We start from the raw sequence: 2207 nt of genomic DNA on the forward strand, positions 1-2207 counted from the left end.
GAAAAGAATTGTTCAAAAAATAATGATTGATTATAAATTAAAACTGATTATTTATAAACCAACTGAGGAGGTTATCAACAATGGATAAGTTAGAAAAGTATAGCTTTATTATACAAAATATATTGCAAGAATATGCTCAGTTTAGCCAAGATAAGGATGTTGAAACAGAATTGATTTTTGATCCCATTAGACATCATTATCAAATTGTTAATGTGGGTTGGAAAAATGACAATTGGATTTATGGTTGTATTTTACATTTAGATATTAAAAATAATAAAATATGGATTCAACATAATGGAACGGAAATAGAAATAGGGGAAGAATTAGTGAAAAATGGTGTTCCTAAATCAGATATTGTTATTGGTTTTCATCCTCCTTTTAAACGACAATTTACGGAATATTCAGTTAATTAAGGAGTTAGATTGGTTTTCGTCTCTCAACCCAACCTAGATTGAAATTTTGTTCATAAATTTTGCTCTCCTGTTTGTTACTTTGACCATAACTAATTAAGCAAATATATTACCTATCACCGATCGCGCTATATTTTAGGAGATTGATTTTGTTGTGTTACCCTCATTAAAAAGCGTAATGCTTCGTTGACTGCTTCTGCATTAGGAAACATTTCAGCTACGTCTTGATCTAAACGGACGATATTGCCGGCAAAACTTTTTCTATTTCGACGAAATTTTCTGACTTTTAAACTGGTGATATCATACTCTTCTCTTAAGTCATCATTGACATTAGGGTTATCCTTGTTCATAAGTTTTTCTCTCGTTTGGTGTGACTTCTCTAGCACTAATAAGGCGAATTCTATTCCCTCTTTCAGTATAAGATAAAATCAGTATACGTCGTCGGTTAGATTGTCCTACCATAAGATAACGTTCTTCATTGTCTGAGTGATCAGGATCGTAGAAGTCAACATATAAGGGATCATCAAAATCGTTTTTGCTTCTTCAAAAGAAACACTATGTTTTGATAAGTTCTGTTTTGCTTTGTTTTCATCCCACTAAAATTGCATAATTGATCCAAATTTCTCTATCTTATCCCATAAATATGTTATCGCTTTGTAGGCAGGGTCATTTCATTCTGGAGTTAGGTAACGAGTTTACTGGGTTTCAGGAATTAGCTAATTTAAATTTAAACCTCTAAGATGACCGATTCTCGTTAATACACAAAAAGTCAAAAATTAGAATGAAATAGCCCTGCTTTGTAGGTTGGGTTAAACAAAATGCAACCCAACAAATAAATGTCAAAAACAAGAATAGCTTATGTTGGGTTTCGTCTCTCAACCCAACCTACAAGATAAGCGATCGCACTACAAGATAGGCGATCGCACTTATTGTGATTTATCTATCTGATTATCTTCATTTTCCTTGTCTTTTTTTAAACTTTCCCCTGTTTTAACCAGTGCATTTCCCACATTAATTAAAGTATTTCCAATAAAATTGCGCACAGGCCGTAATAGTGCAGTTATTCCTAGTCCACTGACTAAAACAATTGGTATTATTATATAAAATTTATTTATTGTGGTCCCTCCGTCGGGTTCTTTGTCCTCTGGATCTTCTGTTTTTTCTGGTGATTGTTTTGATTTTGTCCAACTATTATCTGGATTTTGTGTCTTTATAGCTTCTTCAAGTTCCTGATATGTTTCGACTCTAATTATAGTAATATTGTTACTAATCTCCTCAAGACACTTATACTGTTGATAGTCTTCTGAATTCTCAGGAATTAAACCAATGATATCTAGATAAAAATCATCGTTAGTGATGCTTCCCTTTTCGATTTCACTTTTTATATAATCACATGGTGTGGGTATTTTAAAAAGTTCATCTTGTAATTCTTCTGATTTATCTGAATGGAATCCTTCAACTGGATGCACTAAAGTCAGTCCAGGTTGTACTTATTGTTATGCAGAGGCATTAACTCAGCGTTTTACGAAGAGTTTTCCAGAAGGCTTTAAATTAACGCTTCATCGAGAAAGACTTGATCAACCCAGACGTTGGCGTACTCCTAGCCGAATTTTTGTTAATTCAATGAGTGATCTTTTTCATGAAGATGTTCCCATCAGTTATCTGCAAGAGGTTTTTGCAGTAATGAAGGAAACGCCTTGGCACATATACCAAATTTTAACTAAACGGGATCAAAGACTTGTAGAATTAGCTCCTGAGTTAGAATGGTCTGATAATATTTGGATGGGTGTATCAGTA

4 protein-coding genes and 1 pseudogene are annotated in these 2207 nt (G+C 33.3%); 2 read left to right on the forward strand and 3 right to left on the reverse strand.

What is annotated here, in order from left to right; translation table 11 throughout:
- Nucleotides 1–80 precede the first annotated feature (80 nt).
- On the forward strand, nt 81–413 hold the full coding sequence (locus CWATDRAFT_RS31270; protein WP_007308681.1) for a XisI protein: 333 nt from the start codon (nt 81–83) through the stop codon (nt 411–413).
- 125 nt (nt 414–538) lie between these two features.
- Here the strand turns inward: CWATDRAFT_RS31270 and CWATDRAFT_RS31275 are convergent, their stop codons facing one another.
- The 3 genes and pseudogenes from CWATDRAFT_RS31275 to CWATDRAFT_RS31280 form a co-directional block, all read right to left on the reverse strand.
- The gene (locus CWATDRAFT_RS31275; RefSeq protein ID WP_007313375.1) at nt 539–760 is read right to left on the reverse strand and encodes a hypothetical protein; all 222 of its coding nucleotides are present in this window, start codon (nt 758–760) and stop codon (nt 539–541) included.
- Nucleotides 747–881, reverse strand: a pseudogene (locus tag CWATDRAFT_RS42095) (BrnT family toxin); the annotation flags it as partial. The gene CWATDRAFT_RS31275 and the pseudogene CWATDRAFT_RS42095, both read right to left, overlap by 14 nt.
- A 455-nt stretch (nt 882–1336) precedes the next feature.
- Nucleotides 1337–1879 carry a hypothetical protein gene (locus tag CWATDRAFT_RS31280; RefSeq protein WP_007313376.1) on the reverse strand — a complete coding sequence of 181 codons (543 nt, stop codon included), beginning with the start codon at nt 1877–1879 and terminating at the stop codon, nt 1337–1339.
- Here CWATDRAFT_RS31280 and CWATDRAFT_RS31285 point away from each other — a divergent pair.
- Nucleotides 1809–2207 (forward strand): DUF5131 family protein (locus tag CWATDRAFT_RS31285; protein WP_007308682.1); only part of this gene is annotated, 399 nt, incomplete at its 3' end. The genes CWATDRAFT_RS31280 and CWATDRAFT_RS31285 overlap by 71 nt on opposite strands.

It is taken from the genome of Crocosphaera watsonii WH 8501, assembly GCF_000167195.1.
Classification (GTDB): domain Bacteria; phylum Cyanobacteriota; class Cyanobacteriia; order Cyanobacteriales; family Microcystaceae; genus Crocosphaera; species Crocosphaera watsonii.

Coding starts and splice junctions, on each gene's coding strand:
- CWATDRAFT_RS31270 (WP_007308681.1), top strand. CDS start 81: ATGGATAAGTTAGAAAAGTATAGCTTTATTATACAAAATATATTGCAA.
- CWATDRAFT_RS31275 (WP_007313375.1), bottom strand. CDS start 760: ATGAACAAGGATAACCCTAATGTCAATGATGACTTAAGAGAAGAGTAT.